This is a genomic window from Dermacoccus sp. PE3 (genome assembly GCF_001021715.1).
Lineage (GTDB): Bacteria > Actinomycetota > Actinomycetes > Actinomycetales > Dermatophilaceae > Dermacoccus > Dermacoccus abyssi.
Genome location: NZ_LDCM01000002.1, coordinates 483,745 through 501,324 on the forward strand (window position 1 = coordinate 483,745; position 17,580 = coordinate 501,324).

17 protein-coding genes and 1 riboswitch are annotated in these 17,580 nt (G+C 68.1%); of the genes, 11 read left to right on the forward strand and 6 right to left on the reverse strand.

The features are described 5' to 3' along the window. Positions 1-4: 4 nt before the first annotated feature. The 6 genes from gcvH to gcvP all read left to right on the forward strand — a co-directional run bounded on the left by gcvH (position 5) and on the right by gcvP (position 6,164). Positions 5-394 (forward strand): glycine cleavage system protein GcvH, encoded by a 390-nt coding sequence (gene gcvH, locus AA983_RS07695; RefSeq protein ID WP_047311607.1) that lies wholly within the window; start codon positions 5-7, stop codon positions 392-394. Between the two features lie 132 nt (positions 395-526). Beyond that, positions 527-1,000 carry an FHA domain-containing protein gene (locus AA983_RS07700; protein WP_225910758.1) on the forward strand — a complete coding sequence of 158 codons (474 nt, stop codon included), beginning with the start codon at positions 527-529 and terminating at the stop codon, positions 998-1,000. A 14-nt stretch (positions 1,001-1,014) separates the two neighbouring features. After that, positions 1,015-1,695, forward strand: coding sequence for a MerR family transcriptional regulator (locus tag AA983_RS07705; RefSeq protein WP_047311608.1), 681 nt, complete (start codon positions 1,015-1,017; stop codon positions 1,693-1,695). 81 nt (positions 1,696-1,776) lie between these two features. Beyond that, positions 1,777-2,250 (forward strand): bifunctional nuclease family protein, encoded by a 474-nt coding sequence (locus AA983_RS07710; protein WP_047311609.1) that lies wholly within the window; start codon positions 1,777-1,779, stop codon positions 2,248-2,250. A 212-nt stretch (positions 2,251-2,462) separates the two neighbouring features. Further along, the gene (locus AA983_RS07715; RefSeq protein WP_369798771.1) at positions 2,463-3,044 is read left to right on the forward strand and encodes a MerR family transcriptional regulator; all 582 of its coding nucleotides are present in this window, start codon (positions 2,463-2,465) and stop codon (positions 3,042-3,044) included. A 67-nt stretch (positions 3,045-3,111) separates the two neighbouring features. Beyond that, a riboswitch (glycine riboswitch) is annotated at positions 3,112-3,206 on the forward strand. Positions 3,207-3,296: 90 nt separating this feature from the next. Continuing rightward, positions 3,297-6,164, forward strand: coding sequence for an aminomethyl-transferring glycine dehydrogenase (gene gcvP / locus AA983_RS07720; protein ID WP_047311610.1), 2,868 nt, complete (start codon positions 3,297-3,299; stop codon positions 6,162-6,164). Positions 6,165-6,263: 99 nt separating this feature from the next. On the opposite strand, the gene AA983_RS07725 is transcribed toward gcvP, so the two are convergent. The 4 genes from AA983_RS07725 to AA983_RS07740 are packed head-to-tail and all read right to left on the reverse strand — an operon-like array spanning position 6,264 to position 12,650. After that, positions 6,264-7,481, reverse strand: coding sequence for a pyridoxal phosphate-dependent aminotransferase (locus tag AA983_RS07725; RefSeq protein WP_047311611.1), 1,218 nt, complete (start codon positions 7,479-7,481; stop codon positions 6,264-6,266). A gap of 26 nt (positions 7,482-7,507) precedes the next feature. Further along, complete coding sequence (locus tag AA983_RS07730; protein ID WP_047311612.1) at positions 7,508-10,783, reverse strand: AAA family ATPase; 3,276 nt, start codon at positions 10,781-10,783, stop codon at positions 7,508-7,510. Next, positions 10,780-11,970 (reverse strand): exonuclease SbcCD subunit D, encoded by a 1,191-nt coding sequence (locus tag AA983_RS07735; RefSeq protein ID WP_047311613.1) that lies wholly within the window; start codon positions 11,968-11,970, stop codon positions 10,780-10,782. The genes AA983_RS07730 and AA983_RS07735 overlap by 4 nt, the downstream gene beginning before the upstream one ends. Before the next feature lie 44 nt (positions 11,971-12,014). After that, positions 12,015-12,650 (reverse strand): histidine phosphatase family protein, encoded by a 636-nt coding sequence (locus tag AA983_RS07740; protein ID WP_047311614.1) that lies wholly within the window; start codon positions 12,648-12,650, stop codon positions 12,015-12,017. A gap of 28 nt (positions 12,651-12,678) precedes the next feature. Here AA983_RS07740 and AA983_RS07745 point away from each other — a divergent pair, with 28 nt between their 5' ends. From AA983_RS07745 to AA983_RS07760, 4 genes are all read left to right on the forward strand, one after another. Next, the gene (locus AA983_RS07745) at positions 12,679-13,107 is read left to right on the forward strand and encodes an OsmC family protein (RefSeq protein ID WP_047311615.1); all 429 of its coding nucleotides are present in this window, start codon (positions 12,679-12,681) and stop codon (positions 13,105-13,107) included. Positions 13,108-13,194: 87 nt separating this feature from the next. Then, on the forward strand, positions 13,195-13,671 hold the full coding sequence (locus tag AA983_RS07750) for an SRPBCC domain-containing protein (protein WP_047311616.1): 477 nt from the start codon (positions 13,195-13,197) through the stop codon (positions 13,669-13,671). 3 nt (positions 13,672-13,674) lie between these two features. Then, the gene (locus AA983_RS07755) at positions 13,675-14,298 is read left to right on the forward strand and encodes an L-threonylcarbamoyladenylate synthase (protein ID WP_047311617.1); all 624 of its coding nucleotides are present in this window, start codon (positions 13,675-13,677) and stop codon (positions 14,296-14,298) included. Beyond that, positions 14,295-14,858 carry a nucleosidase gene (locus tag AA983_RS07760; protein WP_047311618.1) on the forward strand — a complete coding sequence of 188 codons (564 nt, stop codon included), beginning with the start codon at positions 14,295-14,297 and terminating at the stop codon, positions 14,856-14,858. The genes AA983_RS07755 and AA983_RS07760 overlap by 4 nt, the downstream gene beginning before the upstream one ends. A 15-nt stretch (positions 14,859-14,873) precedes the next feature. On the opposite strand, the gene AA983_RS07765 is transcribed toward AA983_RS07760, so the two are convergent. Further along, positions 14,874-15,656, reverse strand: a complete 783-nt coding sequence (locus AA983_RS07765) for a M15 family metallopeptidase (RefSeq protein WP_047311619.1) — start codon at positions 15,654-15,656, stop codon at positions 14,874-14,876. 283 nt (positions 15,657-15,939) lie between these two features. Next, positions 15,940-16,770 (reverse strand): fructosamine kinase family protein, encoded by an 831-nt coding sequence (locus AA983_RS07770; protein ID WP_369798774.1) that lies wholly within the window; start codon positions 16,768-16,770, stop codon positions 15,940-15,942. Between AA983_RS07770 and fdhD the strand changes: the two genes are divergently transcribed. Further along, positions 16,764-17,537, forward strand: a complete 774-nt coding sequence (fdhD, locus tag AA983_RS07775; protein ID WP_052946993.1) for a formate dehydrogenase accessory sulfurtransferase FdhD — start codon at positions 16,764-16,766, stop codon at positions 17,535-17,537. The two genes, AA983_RS07770 and fdhD, sit on opposite strands and share 7 nt — an antisense overlap. The last annotated feature ends 43 nt before the right edge of the window (positions 17,538-17,580 follow it).

Below are 17,580 nucleotides of genomic sequence, written 5' to 3' on the forward strand. Positions count from 1 at the left end.
AACCATGAGCGAGTTGCAGTACCCGGCCGACCTTCGTTACACCGAAGACCACGAGTGGGTCGCAGACAAGGGCGAGGGCGTCGTTCGCGTCGGCATCACGGCGTACGCCCAGGACGCCCTCGGCGACGTCGTGTACGTCAGCCTCCCGTCCGTCGGTGACTCCGTCACGGCGGGCGAATCCTGCGGCGAGGTCGAGTCGACGAAGTCCGTCAGCGACCTGTACTCGCCGCTCGACGGTGAGGTCGTCGCCGTCAACGACACGCTCGACGCCGAGCCCGGCACGGTCAACTCCGACCCGTACGGCTCCGGCTGGATGTTCGAGATCCGCCCCAGCGATGCCTCTGCGATCGACGGCCTCATGGACGCCGACGCCTACACCGGCTCGCTCGACTGACACGTCCTGTAAGTCTTCTCGTCACCCGGCGGTTCCTCGGTTCCGTCGGGTGACGGTAGTCTGACCACCACATCGAACGGCTCGCCCCGTGCGGACGAGCCGCTCACGACACGGCGCCGCAAGGCGCAGGGGATGGGGTACACCATGGCTGACGAGTACAACGGCTATTCCGGTGATGCCACGACGATCGGCGTGCCCGGCGAAGCTGGTTGGGAGCCGCGTGAGCTGTCGCACGAGGCACCCCGTGTGCTCTCGCCGGCCGACCAGGCGATGGTCGAGGCGCTGCGCCCGAACACCGCGCTGCTCATCGCGCTGAGCGGACCCAACTCCGGTGCGCGATTCCTGCTCGACGCAGACGAGGTCAGCGCTGGGCGTCATCCGAAGAGCGACATCTTCCTCGACGACATCACGGTCTCGCGCCGTCACGCCATCTTCGTTCGCTCCGGCAACGGCTACAGCGTGCAGGACATCGGATCGCTCAACGGCACCTACGTCGACCGCAAGCTCGTCGACAATCTGCCGCTCGTCACCGGCGCCGAGGTGATGATCGGCAAGTACCGACTCACGTACTACGCCGCCGCACACTCCGCACCCGAGCAGAGCTGAGGCGCTTCCGCTCCATGGCACAGCACGGCCTGACGATCAGCGCGGTTCTCAAGACCCTGCGCGAGGAGTTCCCCGACCTGTCGGTCTCGAAGGTTCGTTTCCTCGACGCCCAAGGTCTGGTCTCCCCGAAACGCTCCGACTCCGGGTATCGCCGCTACAGCGACGAGGACGTCGAGCGTCTGCGCTTCGTCCTGCGGGCCCAGCGCGATCGCTTCTGGCCCCTTAAGGTCATCCGTGAGGCGCTCGACGCCTACGACCGTGGCCTCACCCCGCAGGACGCCGACTTCGTCAGCGCCGTTCCCAGCGTTCCGACGCCGACGGCCGACCCCGACGTGCCTGATGTCGAGACGCTCGCCGCGGATGCGAACGAGACACTCTCGCTCACCCGCGAAGAACTTGCTCGTGGGGCCGGCGGCACGGACGCCCTCATCGCCGAGCTCGAAACGTTCGGTCTCGTGCGCCCCGGCGCGGACGGGCACTTCGACGGTGAGGCTCTCGCCGTGGCGACGGCTGCGGCCGCACTCGCCGAGTTCGGTGTTCAGGGCCGTCATCTGCGTCCTTTCCGCCTGGCGGCAGACCGCGAGATCGGTCTTGTCGAGCAGGTTCCACTGCGTGACGAGTCGCAGCGCGCCGTCATCGCTCAGCGCTGCCTCGCGTTGCACGTGGCCCTCGTGAAGGCCGGCCTGCGTCACTGACGTTGCAGGTGTCGCCGGTCGGTGGCACCCGACGTGTTCCGCAGGTCGCTCCCGGTCGCGGCTGCGCGGTAGCGTGGACATGTGAAGCGCGCCGAAGTTTCCGGCATCCGAGTCGAGTTGCCGACGACCAGCCCCGTCCTCCTTCTGCGTATCGAAGGTGGAGTGACGCACGTACCCATCTGGATCGGCTCGCCCGAGGCCTCGATGATCGCGTTGTTCGCCGAGGGTGTTGATTCCCCGCGGCCCCTCACGCACGATCTCGTCCTCGACGTTGCGGGCGCGGCGGGCCGTTCGCTGGAACGTGTCGAGATCACGGCGCTACGCGACGACGTCTACGAAGCAAGCCTCGTCTTCGACGACGGTGGGCGCGTCGATTCCCGCGCCAGCGACGCCGTCGCTCTCGCGATGCGCGCTTCTGTGGACATCTTCGTCGCGGACGCCATCGTGGACGAAGTGGGCGTTCAGGTCGCCGACGAGCAGGAGGAAGAGGTCGAGAAGTTCCGCGAATTCCTTGACCACGTCAGCGCAGAGGACTTTGAAGAACCCGAAGAGTGAAGTGTTGGTTGACCCCCGAATGATTCGAAAGAACTAAGCGTTAAGTGTATCTTTAGTGTTTGTGATCGAGTCGTGATCCGCGAAATTTCGGGAATTTTATTCGGCGTGTCGTGCGCGCTGTCATTGATCGGACCCTGAATCGGCTCTACCTTTGAGGAGTCAAGAGGGCGCGGGTCAACGTGCTCACGCCTTGTTTCTTCCAGGAGGTCGCCGTGGTTTCCACCGGCAAAGCGCCCGAGTCTCACTCCGAGGCTCCCGCGCCGATCGACGCCGATGTCACGCGCGAGGTCGAGATCGACGACGCGATGCTCGGCTATCGCGGCCCGGCTGCCTGCCGCGCTGCCGGTGTGACATACCGCCAGCTCGACTACTGGGCCCGCACCGGCCTGCTCGAACCGTCGGTGCGCAACGTCAGCGGTTCCGGCCACCAGCGCCTGTACTCCTTCCGCGACGTCCTCGTCCTCAAGGTCATCAAGCGCCTGCTCGACGCCGGTGTCTCGCTCCAGCAGATCCGCGTCGCGGTGGCCGCGCTGCGCGACCACGGCGTCAAGGAGCTCGCGGGCATCACGCTCATGTCCGACGGGGCGTCGGTCTACGAGTGCACGAGCGACGACCAGGTCATCGACCTTCTGCGCGGCGGCCAGGGCGTGTTCGGTATCGCACTCGGAAGCGTCTGGGCCGAGGTCGAAGGCACCCTTGCAGAACTCCCCGGTGAGCGTCCCGACGCCACCGAGATCGCCGTGCACCCGGGCGACGAACTGCGCAAGCGCCGCGCCGCGAAGCGCGCCGGCTGAACCGCTTCCACCAGCCTTCTCGTACCCGACACCGCAACGGCGGTGTCGGGTACTGTTGTGCTCGCTGTCGAATCCGGTGGGAGAGACTCCGGCCGCGAGCCGGGGCGCCGAAGGGGCAAGCCTCCCCGCAACCTCTCAGGCGAAGTGGACCATCGGGTGAAGCAACTCTGAAGCGCCGTCGTGCGTGACAGAGGGGGAGCAGCCGACCAGACCGTCGGCCGTCGCCCACCGACACGCGTCAGGGAGTCACCCATGACAAGCGATTCGTTCGCCCCCTTCGTCGCCCGCCACATCGGCCCGGGCGACTCCGACCTCGAGCACATGCTCTCCACGATCGGCGCGAGCGACGTCGCCGACCTCGTGGCCCGCGCCGTTCCTCAAGCCATCGCCCAGAAGGAGCCGCTCGCCCTCGAGGCCGCCGGTTCAGAGGCCGAGGTGCTCGCCGAGTTGCGTGAGAAGGCTTCCCGCAACCGCGTCCTGACGTCGATGATCGGCCTCGGCTACTACGGCACGCACACGCCGGGCGTCATTCGCCGCAACATTCTCGAGAACCCGGCCTGGTACACGGCCTACACGCCCTACCAGCCGGAGATCTCCCAGGGTCGCCTCGAGGCGCTGCTCAACTTCCAGACCGTCGTCACCGACCTCACGGGTCTCACGACCGCCGGTTCGTCGCTGCTCGACGAGGCCACCGCCGTCGCCGAGGCCATGACGCTCATGCGCCGTGCGAGCAAGTCGGCCAAGGACGCCGTGCTCGTCGTCGACGAGCAGGTCATGCCGCAGAGCATCGCCGTGACGCAGACGCGTGCCACGCCGCTCGGCATCGAGGTCGTCGTCGCCGACCTGCGCGACGTCAAGGACGCGGACGCGCTCGTCGAAGCTGCGGGTGGCAAGTCCGTCTTCGGTGTCATCGTGCAGTACCCGAGCGCCGACGGTCAGATCGTCGACTGGAAGGCGCTCACCGAGGCCGCCCACGAGCACGGTGCGCTCGTCACGGCTGCCGCTGACCTGCTCGCCCTGACGCTCATCGCGTCGCCCGGCTCGTGGGGTGCGGACGTCGCAGTGGGTACCTCGCAGCGTTTCGGTGTTCCGATGGGCTTCGGCGGCCCGCACGCCGGTTACATGTCGGTGCGCGCCGGTCTCGAGCGCAACATGCCGGGGCGCCTCGTCGGTGTCTCGCTCGACGCCGACGGCCACCAGGCCTACCGCCTCGCGTTGCAGACGCGTGAGCAGCACATCCGCCGTGAGAAGGCGACGTCGAACATCTGCACCGCGCAGGTGCTGCTCGCCGTCATGGTGTCGATGTACGCCGTCTATCACGGCCCGCAGGGGCTCGCGAAGATCGCCGAGGACGTTCACGCGAAGGCGCGTGTCGTCGCCGCTGCGCTGCCGAAGGCCGGCCTGGAGGTCGTCCACGACACCTTCTTCGACACGCTCGCAGTCCGCAGCGAGGGACGCGCGCAGGCGCTCGTCGACTCTGCGCTCGAGCACGAGGTCAACGTCTGGAAGGCCGACGAGGACACCGTCCTGATCAGCCTCGACGAGACGACGACGCAGGGCGAGATCGACGCCCTCGGCGCCGCGTGGGGCTTCCGCACCCGCGAGGCGGGCGAGGCGTCGGCTCTGCCGAAGGCGCTCGTGCGTGAGGACGAGTACCTCACCCACCCCGTCTTCAACAGCCACCACAGCGAGACGGCCATGCTGCGTTACCTGCGTCGTCTGGCCGATCGCGACTACGCGCTCGACCGCGGCATGATTCCGCTCGGCTCGTGCACGATGAAGCTCAACGCCACGACGGAGATGGAATCCATCACGTGGCCCGAGTTCGCAAACCTTCACCCGTTCGCTCCGGCGAACCAGAACGAGGGCATCCGCGAGCTCATCACCGACCTTGAGCAGTGGCTGTGCGACATCACCGGCTACGACGACATCTCGCTGCAGCCGAACGCCGGCTCCCAGGGTGAGCTCGCCGGCCTTCTCGCCATCCACGCCTACCACCAGGCCAACGGCGAGGGACACCGCAACATCTGCCTCATCCCCGCCTCGGCGCACGGCACCAACGCGGCGTCCGCCGTCATGGCCGGCCTCAAGGTGGTCGTCGTCAAGACGGCGGCTTCCGGTGAGGTCGACCTCGAGGACTTCAAGGGCAAGCTCAAGGAGCACGGCGAGAACCTCGCCGCGATCATGGTGACGTACCCCTCGACGCACGGGGTCTTCGAGGACACGATCAGCGAGATCTGCTCGCTCGTGCACGAGGCCGGCGGCCAGGTCTACGTCGACGGCGCCAACCTCAACGCGATGGTCGGCCTCGCCCAGCCGGGCAAGTTCGGCGGCGACGTCTCGCACCTCAACCTGCACAAGACGTTCTGCATCCCGCACGGCGGCGGTGGCCCCGGCGTCGGCCCGGTCGCAGTGCGCGAGCACCTCGCACCGCACCTGCCGAACCACCCGCTGTTCGCGGAGGCTGGCCCGGCCACCGGCGTCGGTCCGATCTCAGCGGCGCCGTTCGGTTCGGCGAGCATCCTGCCGATCTCGTGGGCATACGTTCGCCTCATGGGTGGCGCGGGTCTGACGCGCGCGACGCAGTTCGCCGTCGTCAACGCCAACTACGTCGCCGCACGTCTGCGTGAGGCCTACCCGGTGCTCTACGCGGGCACCGACGGTCTCGTCGCGCACGAGTGCATTCTCGACCTGCGCGCCCTGACGAAGGAATCCGGCGTCACGGTCGACGACGTCGCGAAGCGCCTCATCGACTACGGCTTCCACGCCCCGACGATGAGCTTCCCCGTCGCGGGCACACTCATGGTCGAGCCGACGGAGTCGGAGTCGCTCGAGGAACTCGACCGCTTCGTCGAGGCGATGCTCGCCATCCGCGCCGAGATCCAGGACGTCATCGACGGCAAGGTCGCGGCCGAGGACTCGGCCCTGCGTCACGCACCGCACACCGCGCTGTCCCTGACGAGCGAATGGGACCACCCCTACGAACGTCGCGAGGCCGTCTACCCGGGCAGCACCGACCCGCGCGCGAAGTACTGGGCGCCGGTTCGTCGCATCGACGGTGCGTACGGCGACCGTAACCTCGTGTGCTCGTGCCCGCCGCCCGAGGCGTTCGAGGACTGATCCTCACCGTGTGACGGAGAACGAACGAAGCCCCATTGCCGAGAAAGCGATGGGGCTTCGTTCATGCTCAGGGGCCGAGGTTCGACCCGCACCAGGGCATCAGGAGCGGTAATCCTCGAGGAAGTCCCCGATACGTCCGATGGCCTCTTCGAGCATGTCGACGTCGGGCAGCGTGACGAGCCGGAAGTGGTCTGGCTTGACCCAGTTGAACCCGGTTCCGTGCGTCACGAGGATCTTCTTCGCGCGCAACAGGTCGATGACGAAGTCCTGGTCGTTCTCGATGGGGTAGACCTCTGGGTCGAGCTTCGGGAACGTGTAGAGCGAGCCCATCGGTTTGACGCAGCTGACACCCGGGATGTCGTTGAGCATGCGCCACGCCAGCATCGACTGCTCGTAGAAGCGACCTTCCGGACCGATGAGCTCCTGGATCGACTGGTAGCCGCCGAGGGCAGTCTGGATGGCGTGCTGGGCAGGGACGTTGGCGCACATGCGCATGTTGGCGAGGAGGGTGAGCCCCTCGAGGAAATCGGCCGCGAGGTGCTTGGGGCCGGAGATCATGACCCAGCCGGCACGGTAACCGCACACCCGGTAGGCCTTGGACAGGCCGCTGAAGGTCAGGCACAGCACGTCGTCACCTGCGTAGGTGGCGGCGTGGTGGTGCACCGCGTCCTCGAAGAGGATCTTCTCGTAGATCTCGTCGGCCATGACGACGAGGTTGTGGCGGCGTGCGATGTCGACGAGGCCCTTGACGACGTCCTCGGAGTACACGGCGCCCGTGGGGTTGTTCGGGTTGATGATGACGATGGCGTGCGTGTTCTCGGTGATCTTGCTCTCGATGTCCGCAAGGTCCGGGTTCCACCCGTTCTCCTCGTCGCACAGGTAGTGCACGGCCTTGCCGCCGGTGAGCGTCACGGCACCCGTCCACAGGGGGTAGTCGGGGGCGGGAACGAGGATCTCGTTACCGTCGTCGACGAAGGCCTGCAGCACCATGCTGATGAGCTCCGAGACGCCGTTGCCGATGAAGACGTCATCGACGAGCGTCTCGCGCAGGCCGCGGCTCTGGTAGTACTGCGCGACGGCGGTGCGCGCCGAGTAGATGCCGCGGCTGTCGCTGTAGCCCTGCGCGTGGTGCAGGTGGTGCTTCATGTCGGCCAGGATTGCCTCAGGTGCCTCGAAGCCGAACGGGGCGGTGTTGCCGATGTTCAGCTTGAGGATCTTGTGGCCCTCGGCCTCGAGGCGCTGGGCCTCTTCGAGGATCGGACCGCGCACGTCGTAACGCACGTTCTGAAGCTTCTTGGACTGACGGATCGCACGCATGCGCCCAGCGTTTCACAGGGCGGCGCTCAGACCGCGCCTGACACGTCGAATCCGGACACGATCGGGTGAACCGTGGAACCCTCGGAGGTCTTGCGAACTTCGATCTGAGAGGGGATTCGGGCGCGCAATTCGGTGACGTGGCTGACGACGCCGACGAGACGCCCACCTTCGCGCAGCCCGTCCAGTACCTCCATCACCTGCTCGAGCGTGTCCTGGTCGAGCGAGCCGAACCCTTCGTCGACGAAGAGGGTGTGCAGTTCCATGCCGCCGGAGTCGGCACGCACGGCGTCACCGAGCCCGAGCGCGAGGGCGAGGGAGGCCATGAAGGCCTCGCCGCCGGAGAGCGTGGCGGTGTCGCGGCTGCGGCCGGTCCAGGCATCGACAACGACCAGACCGAGTCCGCTGCGGGCGGTGCCCTTGGCCCGCTCGTCGGTGTACTTCAGCTGGTAGCGCCCGTCGGTCATGTGGTGCAGGCGCTCGTTCGCCATCGCCGTGACGGTCTCGAGATGGGCGGCGAGCACGTAGCTCGTGAGCCTCATGCGGTGAGTGTTCTCGCCGATACCGGAGAACGTGCTCGCGAGGTCGCTCATCTCCCGGGCTGCCTGAGCGACAGGGAGGTGCTCGCGCACGGCGTCGGCGATGCGGTCACGCATCGAGTCGAGGATCTCGTAGGCCCGCGCCCATCGGGACGCCTCGGTGGAGGATTCGTTCGCGCGGCGTGCGTAGATGTCGGCCCTCCGCCGCAGCCGCGCGGGATCGGGAGCGGGGGAGTGCGCCGCAGACACCACGGTGTCGTCGGCCAAGGTGGCGCCCGCGGCAGCGCGGACCTCGATGGCGTGTTGCCACGTGGCGCGCAGACTCGTCAGCTCGTCCTCGTCGAGGGCGACGGCGAAGGCCGCCTCGACGTCGTCGTAACCCTTGGCGACGAGTTCGTCGGACAGTTCGGCGTGGGCGCTCTCGCTCTGCGTGGCTGCGGTACGGAAGGTCGCGTCCGCGCGGGCGAAGGCGTCACGCGCGCGGTCGATCGCAGTCAGCTGTCGACGCGCGTCGTCGACCGACCGAGCGAGCTGCTGGACGCGGGTGCGCACGGCCTCCTCGTGCTCCTCGTCCGCGAGGTTCTGCGCAGCGTCATCGTCGCCGGTGGCCGTGGCAACCACGCTCGTGCCGTCGGTGGCACCTTCGGGCAGCGTGGTGCCGCGCAGCACGGGGGAGTTGTTGGAGTCGGTGTAGTCCGAAACGAACTGCAGGGTGGACGACTCGGCTTCCGCGAGGTGCTGGAGGGCAGCCGCCAGTGCTTCTTTCGCGCCATCGCGGCGTGCAACGGCGGCGGCAGCGTCCTTCTCCGCGGTTGCTATGCCTCGGTGGGCTCGCGTCTGCCCCGATCGGGCCTTCTCCAGCGTCACGGCCGCTTCTTCCCGACGCTGGGCCCGCTCGTTCAGGTCGCGCTCGGTCTGACGCAGCGCGCTGTCGTCATCGACGAGATCGGCGGCGACGAGGGCTCCGGCTGTGTCATCCCTCCCCGCAGGGGATGTCTCCCCGTCCGGCACAGCGGCCACGACGTCGTCGAGGCGGGCTTGCAGGTGCGCGAGGTGGCTCGCCCAGGCCTGCTCGGCGCCGGCGAGTGTGGCTTCGGCACGGCGACGCTTCTCGTCAGCATCCCGGGCAGCCCGTTCCGCCGCCTCGATCGCCTGCGGGCCGGGTGCCTGCGGTGACGCAGTCGCAGGGTTCGGGTGTTCGCACGAGCCACACACGGGGCACGGGTTGCCGGGCGTGAGATCGGTGGCGATCTCGGCGGAGATACCGGCCAGCCGCGCCAGACGCAGGGCCACCGCGTCGTGCTCACGGTCGGTGAAGGTGGCCACTGCTGCGTCGCGCGCTTCGGTTGCTGTGGTCACGGCCCTGCTGTGTGCAGGGACTTCCTGAAGAATCCGACGCGCAGCGTGAACGGCGTTGAGGGAGCTTCGCACGTCAGGCAGCGAGCTGAGCGCCTCCTCCGCGACGACGACAGCTTCGTCGGCACGTTCGCCCTCCGCCTTCGCCATCCCCACCGTCTCCCTCGTGGCGACGGCCTTCTGCTCGGCCGCTGACGCATGGCGCCGAGCGGCGGCGACGTCGTCGAGGGCACGCAGGGCTCGCGGCAGGTGCAACTGCAGCGCATGAAGCGCTTGTGACCGAGCCTTCAGCGCCTCGGCCGGGAGAACGGCGTCGGCATCGTGACGTTCGCCAGTCGCCTCGAGCCCGGTGATCTCCGCGAGTGATCCGGCGGTCTCGATGCGCCGGGCACGTGCCTGCTCGAGTTGTTTGTCGGCGCGTCCACTGCGTTGCGCGAGGCGAAGAACGCCCGCCACGTGATCGGCGGCGTCCGCGTCATTCTTCATCTGGGTGACGGTTTCGGCCGGCCAGGCGTCGAGGTCGGTGCGCGCCCGCTCGTGGGCCTCACGCAGGGCCAGCAACGCGCCGGCGCGTTCGACGGCGCGTTCGGCCTGCTTGGCTGCGGCCGCGGCCTCGGCCGCCCGCGTGCCCGCGTCGTCACGGCGCCCGCGCAGGGCGGCGAGGAGGGTCCGCAACACCTCGGGAAGGTCGGCAACGCTCTCGTCGGACCAGACGGCCGGTGGCAACTCGTCGTCGTCAAGACGCGTGAGCGTGTCGGTGACGACCGTCATGTGACCCCGGATGTGTTCGAGCGAGGCCTCACTCGCACGGAGGCGTTCGTTCTTCGTCTCAGCGAACCATCGCTCCACGGCCTCGAAGCGGGCGACGTCGAAGAGCCGCTCGAGCAGGGCCCGGCGGTCTTCGGGCTTGGCGCGCAGGAACTGGGCGAACTCGCCCTGGGGGAGCAGGACGACCTGGGCGAACTGCTCGAGACCCATGCCCAGCGTGTCGGTGACCATGTCGGCCGCCTCGTCGATACGGGACGAGACGAGGTGCCATTGGCCCTCCCGCCGCCGCTCGAGCCTCACCGATGCGGGGCGCGTGGTGGTTCCCGAACCGCGGCGCTTCGGTGCGTCCCACGCGGGTGCCCGGCGTACGCGCCAGCGCTCGGGGCCGACGCTGAATTCGAGCTCGACCCAGGGCGCCGTCTCTGGCGCGGCGTGGTGGCTCCGCAGGGCGTTGCGCAGGCTGCGTCGACTGCCCGGGACGTCGCCGAACAGCGCGAACGCGACGGCATCGAGGAGCGAGCTCTTGCCCGAGCCGGTGGGGCCGTTGACGAGCAGGATGCCCTGGTCGAGTTCATCGAAGTCGACGTCCACACGGTCAGGGAAGGGCCCGAACGCCTCCAGGCGCAGGGTGTGAAGTCTCATCGCAGATCCTCGAGGGAGAACATCGAGCCGTCGTCTGCCATCGGTTCGTCACCGCGTCGCAGAGCCGCGCTGACGGCCTTGCCGATAGCGGTGCGCTCGGTGGCGTTGGGGCCGCGCCCGCCACGCACGTGGGCGAGGAAGTCGCAGCACAGCTCCACGTCGTCACGGCCCTTGAGTCGCTCGGCGTAGGTGATCGGCTGGGCCTCGGTGCGAGGCGTGTCGAAGATCAGGCGCAGGGTGTGGGGGAAACGCGCTCGCACGCGCTCCATGGCCGCTGCGGGCCGGATCTCGTCGGTGAGCGTGACCTGGCACCAGGCCGATTCGGCGTGTTCGAGCTTGGGATCGGCGAGAAGGTTGTCGAGTTCGCCGCGCAGGATGGCGAGCGAACGGTGGATCGGTGCCTCGATGAACTCGGCGGATACACTGCCGCGGGCGACGTCGACGAGCCACGTGCCCTTGGTGTGGGCCGCTTCGCTGAACGACATGGCGACCGGACTGCCGCTGTAGCGCACCGACTCGCTGAGGGTTTGCGCGCCGTGGAGGTGCCCGAGTGCCGCGTAGTCGAAGGCGTCGACGACGGAGCGGGGCGCGACGCCGAGACCGCCGACGCAGATGTCGCGTTCGGACTCACTCGTCGTGGCGCCTGCGAAGAAGGCGTGTGCCATGCCGACGACCGGCAGCCCGTCGTCAGGTAGCGCGGTGCGACCGCGCGTCACCGCCTCGGTGAGCACGGCCCGGTGCGTCGACTCTGTGTCGAACGCCCCGGCCGCAACGGACGGCTCGAGGTAGGGAAGCGCCACCACATGTCCTGCCGTGTCCTGGCTGCCCAACCGCGGTATCGCGATGGGGCGCGCGATGCCTTCGTAGGCGGCGCGGATGTGGAGCCCAGAGTGCTCCATGACGCGGGATCCGAACCCGAGGCGCGTGGCCGAGTCGTGGTTGCCGGAGGTCACCACGACGCGGCTCCCGGTGTCGAGCAGTCGCACGAGGGCGTCGTCGAGCAGTTCGACGGTGCGCGGGTTCGGCAGTGCCCGGTCGTAGATGTCACCGGAAACGACGACGGCGTCGACCTTCTCCTCGCGGGTCAGTTCGACGAGGTGGTCGAGGTAGCGCGCGTGCGCATCGCCGAGGCCTTCACCGTGGAAGGACCGGCCGAGATGCCAGTCGGAGGTGTGGAGGATGCGCATGGCTCACACCCTAGGAGCGACCACCGACAACCCGATCCCGCAGGTCATGCCGACGGCAGGTGCGTCGTGTTCCAGCTGAGGATCCCGGGCACGTCGTGGTGGTGATCGAGGGCGCATACCGCGCCGGCGTCGAGCATGAGCTGGGCGGCGAAGCGGGGCTCCTGCCGAAGGTAGACGGCTGCGAGGATGCGCAGGAGGTGGCCGTGGGCCACGAGGATGACATCGCCCCTCTCCAGCAACGGCATGACGCGGTTCAGGACGTGCGAGGCGCGGGCCGCGACGTCCTCGACCGTCTCACCCGGGGTCTCACCCGGCACGACGCCGTGGCTGAAGATCTCCCAGTCGTAGCCGACCTCGTCACGGATCTGCGGCGTGGACTTGCCTTCGTAGCCGCCGTAATCCCACTCGCGCAGGTCCTCGTCGATCTCGAGGTTCTTCAGGCCGATGAGTTCGGCGGTGCGCAGCGCCCGGGTCAGCGGTGAGACGAACTCGGCGACGAAGTGACGACCGGCGAGCGCCTGCCCCGCCGCGCGCGCAACGGCTTCGCCGGCCGGAAGCAGTGGGAGATCGGTGGTGCCGGTGTGGCGCCCGTCGCGCGACCATTCGGTTTCGCCGTGACGGACGAGGACGAGCTGGCCCTTGCCGGGCGGGGGACCTTGAGGAGCGGTGACGAGGGGCACCCGAAGAGCTTAGTGGCACCATGGCCCCATGACTTCTACCGATGCCCACCGCAGTGTTTCCCTCACCCGTACGAGCGCCGGTCGCTTCACCGCGACGAACGCGCGCGGCGGCACGCTCGACTTCGGTTCGGGCGAGGATGAGCAGTTCACGCCCGTCGAGCTCCTGCTCACGGCCATCGCCGGGTGCAGCGCGATCGACGTCGACATCTTCACCTCGCGCCGCAGCGAGCCCGAGCAGTTCGACGTCGTCGCCGAGGGCGACAAGCTGCGTGACGAGCAGGGCAACCACATGGGTCCGATCGACGTCACCTTCACCGTGCGTTTCCCGGAGGGTGAAGCGGGCGACGCTGCGCGCAAGGTGTACCCGGAGACGGTCGAGCTCTCGCACGAACGCCTGTGCACCGTGAGCCGTACTGTGCTCCTTCCGACCGACGTTCGGATGCAGGTCGAATCCTGACGACGAACGGCTGCGCCCAAACCCCCGACACACGGAGCCGCTGTGGTCAGATGGAGCGACCGTTGAGTGAGAAGGGGGCGACGTTTCGTGGATCCCATCCGGCTGACGTACGACGTCCCGGTGACGCAGTCGCTCGCCTTTGCTCTCTTCGTCGACGAGTTCTCCCGATGGTGGCCGCGTGAGTTCAGCCGTGACCCCCTGGCGTTCGAAAGCGCCTCACTGGGCGGTGTCGCAGGCGCCGATGTCACGTGGACGTCGTCCGATGGCGGGGTGGACGTGTGGGGACGAATCAAGGTGCTCCAACCCGGCGAGCAGGTCACGTGGTGGTGCTGGTGGCAGGGCGAACAGGATGCGCCGAGCCACGTGTCCGTGCGCTTCTCGGAGAACGACTGGGGGAGTCGGGTGCACTTCGAGCACGACGGATGGCGCGAGGCGAACGCGGCGTTCCGCGCGGCGTACGAGCAGTGGCCCCTGATCATGGCGGCGTACGTTCTGCACACCCGCCGGCGGGGTTTCGACCAGGATCCACGCATCGACGGGGAGCAGCAGCGCGGCGTAGCGTGAGGCATGGCAACTTTCCTCGACATCCACCCCGAGAACCCGCAGCCGCGTCTCATCGCGCAGGTCGTGGACGCGTTGCGTGACGGCGCGCTCATCGCCTACCCGACGTCGTCGGGTTACGCGCTCGGTGCCACGCTCGGCAATGCCGAAGCGAAGGAGCGGATAATTCGGATCCGCAAGCTCGACGCGAAGCACGACTTCACTCTCGTGTGCCGTGACTTCGCGGAGATGGGGCAGCTCGTGCAGTTGAGCAACGCAGCGTTCCGCGCGGTGAAGGCGGCAACGCCCGGGCCGTACACGTTCATCCTGCCGGCGACGGGCGAGGTGCCGCGCAAGCTTGTCCACCCCAAGAAGAAGACCGTCGGCGTGCGTCTCGACACTCACCCGGTGGCGCGTGCCATCGTCGAGGCGTTGGGGGAGCCGTTGCTGTCGACGTCGCTCATCCTGCCCGATCAGGAAGAGCCGTTCACGTACGGCTGGGCGGTGAAGGAGGAACTCGATCACCTCGTCGACATCGTCATCGACGCGGAGTCGGTGGAGCCTCGTCCGACGACGGTGGTCGACTTCACCGAGGGTTACCCGGAGGTCGTTCGTGTGGGTTCCGGTGACACGGAGCGCTTCGAGGCATGAGCGAGCGTTTCCTCGTCATTGCTGCGGCGCGCAGCGAGACGCGCTATCTGCCCGACGATGTCGAGGTCGTCATCACCGGGCTCGGGAAGACGGCGGCGGCGATTGCCACGACGCGTGCTCTTGCGGAGCGCGGGGAAGCCGGTCGCGAGAGGCTCACCGTGGTCAACCTCGGCAGCTGCGGGGCGCTCCGGCCCGGTCTTCGCGGCGCCTTCGAGCCAGGCGTCGTGCTGAATCACGACATGAGTGCCGACGCCATCCGTGCGCTCGGCTACGACCCGCGTGAGCGACTGACGACGGGTTTCGGCGACCCTGAGCTCGTTCTCGCCACCGGTGACCTGTTCGTCAGCGACCCTGCGGTGCGTGACGTGCTCGCCGAGCGCGCGTCGCTCGTCGACATGGAGGGGTACGCGGTCGTCATGGCGTGCCAGAGCTTTGGGGTGCCGGTGCGCGTGGTCAAGCACGTCTCCGACGACGCCGACGAATCGGCGCTCGACTGGGCGACGGCCGTCGACACCTCGGCCCGCGACCTCGCGCAGTGGTGGACGGCGAACCTCGCCTGAGGTTCGCCGTCTCTGTCAGCCGATGAAGTTGTAGTACCAGAACTCGGCGTTCGGGCGGCCCTGGTCGAGCCACCACGAGCGGTGGAAGCCGAAACCTGCGCCGTTCGCGGTCAGCCACTTGTCGGCAGCTGTACCGAAGGTGAAGGGCGATCCGGCACCGCTTCGGATGTCGACGGCCAGCCCCATGCCGTGGTTCGACGTACCCCGATAGACAGCGCGAGGCGCGCCGTACTGGGCGTACCAGTGCTTCTGCCAGTACAGCGAGCGGTAGCCCTCTTCGACGGTGATGTGGTAGCCGAAGACCTTCGCGAACACCGTGCCCATCCGGATGAACTGCGTGGCCGCAACGCGCTCGAGGGACGATGCGGCGGCCGACGGTGCTCCTAGGTAGGCGGGCAACGCGCGCAGCCTTCCGCTCGGCACGCGGCCGTTGAAGGCACGGACGACCGGTGTGGTGGCGAGCAGCGCGGTCGTGATGTAGCGGCCGTCGTCCAGCCTCACCCAGTCGCTCGAGACGAGCTTGCCGGTGACCTTCGTGCGGGGCGCGATCGATGTTCTGCACGCGGCGGAGAAGGACGCGGACGCGCGGGTGCTGACATAGAAGTCGCGGCTGATGACGTAACGCGTGAGTCGGGAGCCAACCGGGGGGAGCGAGAACGGGTCGGGTGAGGGGTAGGCGAAGGTCTGGGTGTCCGGGTTCGTCGTGGTCAGCCCCGAACCGGAGACGTACGTACCCGCCATCTTGCCGGTGGTGATCTTGAACCACGTCGTGTTGACGAAGTAGCCAGTGACCGGCACCGCCTCACCGAGACGCCCACGGCGTTCTTGACCTGCATCGCGGGTAGGCGTCGGTGTACGGCGGCTTCACCCAGCGCGTCACCGTGGTGGCTGCCGTGGCCGATCCGGCGGAGACACCCGCCACGAGCGGCGGGGCGAGGGCGCCAGTGAGTAACGTTCGTCGCGTCGTGCCGTGGCCCGATCCTGGCGTGTGAGTGGAGGCGTCGTGCTCGCACAGATGTTCCCCTGCCCCGTGGTTGATATGCCAACACTACGACGTGAGCGAAGTCACATTGGTTGCGTCTCAAACGCCGCAGAGTTCGGCACTTGCTCGAAGCGCATCAATCGTGGGGGAGAGGTAGCTGCTGCCGAAGAGGTCGAGGTGCACGAGATAACCGAACAACTGATGAAGCGGTATCTCCTCGCGCCAACCGGAGCGTAGCGGGCGGGCTGCGTCATACCCCTCGACGATCTCCTCGACGTGCGGAGCGCCGAACATCATGAGCATCGCGAGGTCCGCCAACGGGTGGTGGCCGCACGCTGCCGGGTCGATGAGTACCACGCCGTTCGGGGACCACATGACGTTGCCGCTCCACAGGTCGCCGTGCACCCGTGCCGGCGTGACGGGGGAACGGCCGAACTCGGCTGCGCCGTTCTCCAGTGCCCTGCAGAGGTCGTCGAGGAGGCGAGTTTCCCGCCCCGGAAGGTCGACGCGCTCCGCCAGGGGGTGCAGGCGGGCACGTGAGTAGAAGGTGCCGAAGTCGTCGTACACGTCCGTGGGTAGCGAGATCGGCTGATCGAGCGGACCGAAATAGTAGTGACCCGCGCCCGGCGGAAGGGCGCCGAAGCCGGGGGCTCCGGCGGCGTGCGTCGCGGCGAGCGCCTTGCCGAAGGCGTGAGCCGCTTCGGCGTTTGGGGAGGCCGACTCGACATGAGCCAAGGTGAGCGAGCGCGAATCGACGTGGAGCACCTCGACGACGTCCGCTCCGCCACTCGCCGTTGCCTCACCGAGCCACCGCAACCCGGCGGCCTCCGTTTCGAAAAAGCCCTCAGGCACCGAAGTGCGTTCCTTCACATGGGTTCTCGCGTCAGCCATGTTCGCGACTGTACGCTTCCCGGGTGTCGCAGATGACAGCCCGTCGCCGCGTCCACCGCGTCAACGCCGGTGGCATGACCGGACGCGCCGACGACCTCGTCGTCGAGGCGCCCCTCGAACTCCACCTCGGTGACACGACACTCGCCGTGCTCATGCGAACCCCGGGGCACGACACGGAACTTGCCGCCGGCTGGCTTCTCGTCGAATCCGGCGTCGAAGCTCCGGCCGACGTCACGCAGCTGCGCGGGTGCTGGAAGAACGACGTCGATGTCATCGAGATCGCGCTCGCGCCGCACACGACACCACCGCGCCCCCGATCCTTCGTCACCGGCGCGGCCTGCGGCGTCTGTAGTGCCGACCAATTGACGCTCGGCGCCGTCGGGCCGCGCTCTGCTCAGGTGCTCGACGTCGACGTCGCACGCGACCTGCCCGACACCCTCCGCGAACAGCAAAGGGCGTTCGAACGCACGGGAGGTCTCCACGCCGCCGGGCTCGCCACCTATGACGGGCGGATCGACGTCGTGCGCGAGGACGTCGGCCGTCACAACGCCGTCGACAAGGTGCTCGGCCGAGCCCTTATGGACGGGCTGCTCCCTGCGCGCGACCGTCTGCTCGTCGTGTCGGGACGTGTGTCCTTCGAGATCGTGCAGAAGTCCGTCGCCGCGGGCGTGAGCGGCATCGTCGCGGTGTCGGCGCCGTCGTCGATGGCCGTCGATCTCTGCGAGGAGTACGGGCTCGTGCTCGTCGGCATGATGCGCCGCGACCACTTCAACGTGTATGCCGGTGCGGAACGCGTGCGCGCCTGAAGCAACCGGGACATGACGAAGGCCCCGCAGCGTCGGCTGCGGG